This is a genomic window from Achromobacter agilis (genome assembly GCF_900496965.1).
GTDB lineage: Bacteria > Pseudomonadota > Gammaproteobacteria > Burkholderiales > Burkholderiaceae_B > Achromobacter > Achromobacter agilis.
The window spans coordinates 1-1641 of sequence record NZ_UFQB01000055.1 but is presented as its reverse complement, the minus strand read 5'-3'; the positions used below and the strand labels follow the sequence as shown (position 1 = coordinate 1641).

The 1641-nt window shown below is 66.8% G+C and carries 2 protein-coding genes; both read right to left on the bottom strand.

All coding sequences use genetic code 11. The features are described 5' to 3' along the window. The coding region (locus AGI3411_RS29995; RefSeq protein ID WP_165359321.1) for an electron transfer flavoprotein subunit alpha/FixB family protein at positions 1 to 908 on the bottom strand (908 nt) is incomplete at its 3' end. A gap of 1 nt (position 909) precedes the next feature. Then, positions 910 to 1641 (bottom strand): electron transfer flavoprotein subunit beta/FixA family protein (locus AGI3411_RS29990; protein WP_165359320.1); only part of this gene is annotated, 732 nt, incomplete at its 5' end.

Genomic DNA, 1641 nt, shown 5'->3' with positions numbered 1-1641 from the left:
GGCACGACCTGGAACAGATCGCCGACCAGGCCATAATCGGCCACGCCGAAGATCGGGGCTTCCGGATCCTTGTTGATGGCCACGATGACCTTCGAATCCTTCATGCCGGCCAGGTGCTGGATCGCACCCGAGATACCCACCGCCACGTACAGCTGCGGCGCGACGATCTTGCCGGTCTGACCGACTTGCCAGTCGTTAGGCGCGTAGCCCGCGTCCACCGCGGCGCGCGAAGCGCCCAGGGCGGCGCCCAGCTTATCGGCCAGCGGATCTAGGATCTTGAAGTTCTCGGCGCTGCCCAGACCGCGGCCGCCCGACACCACCACGCGCGCGCCGGCCAGTTCCGGACGGTCGCTCTTGGCGACTTCGCGGCCCACGAAGGTGGACAGGCCCGAATCGGCCACGGCGGCTACCTCTTCCACGGCGGCCGAGCCGCCTTGGGCGGCAACCGCATCAAAGCCGGTGGTGCGCACGGTGATGACCTTCACGGCATCGGCCGACTGCACCGTGGCGATCGCGTTGCCCGCGTAGATCGGGCGCTGGAAGGTGTCGGGGGAGTCCACACCGATGATGTCGGAAATCTGCGCCACGTCCAGCTTGGCCGCCACGCGCGGGGCGACGTTCTTGCCCGACGCGGTGGCCGGGAACAAGATGTGGCTGTAGCCCGAGGCCACGGCCAGCACCTGGGCCGCGACGTTCTCGGCCAGGCCATCGGCCAGTTGCGCAGCGTCGGCCAGCAGCACCTTGGCAACGCCCGCGGCGGCGGCGGCCTGGTCGGCCACGGCGCGCGCATTGGCGCCGGCGACCAGCACGTGCACGTCGCCTCCGATCTTGGCGGCGGCGGCGACGGCGTTCAGGGTTGCGCCCTTGAGCTGGGCGTTATCGTGTTCGGCAATAACCAGCGTCGTCATGTCAGACCACCTTCGCTTCGTTCTTGAGTTTGTCCACCAGGGCCGCGACATCGGCCACCTTGATGCCGGCCTTGCGGGCCGGCGGCTCGCTGACCTTCAGCGTCTTCAGGCGGGGAGCCGGATCCACGCCCAGGTCCTCAGGCGTGACGGTGTCCAGTTGCTTCTTCTTGGCCTTCATGATGTTCGGCAGCGTGACGTAGCGCGGCTCGTTCAAGCGCAGGTCGGTGGTGACGATCGCCGGCAGCTTGAGCGTCAGCGTTTCCAGACCGCCGTCGACTTCACGCGTCACCGTCGCTTGGCCGTCGGCCAGCTCGACCTTGCTGGCGAACGTGGCTTGCGGCCAGTCCAGCAGCGCGGCCAGCATCTGGCCGGTCTGGTTGGCGTCGTCGTCGATGGCCTGCTTGCCCAGGATCACCAACTGCGGCTGTTCCTTGTCGACCAGCGCCTTCAGCATCTTGGCCACGGCCAGCGGCTGCAGTTCGGCGTCGGTCTGGACCAGCACGCCGCGATCGGCGCCAATGGCCATGGCCGTGCGCAGCGTCTCCTGGCATTGCGCAACGCCGCAAGAAACCGCCACCACTTCAGCGACCGCGCCTTTTTCCTTCAGGCGGGTGGCTTCTTCGACGGCGATTTCGTCAAAGGGGTTCATGGACATCTTCACATTGGCGATATCCACGCCAGTCTGATCAGACTTGACGCGCACCTTGACGTTGTAGTCAACGACGCGCTTGAC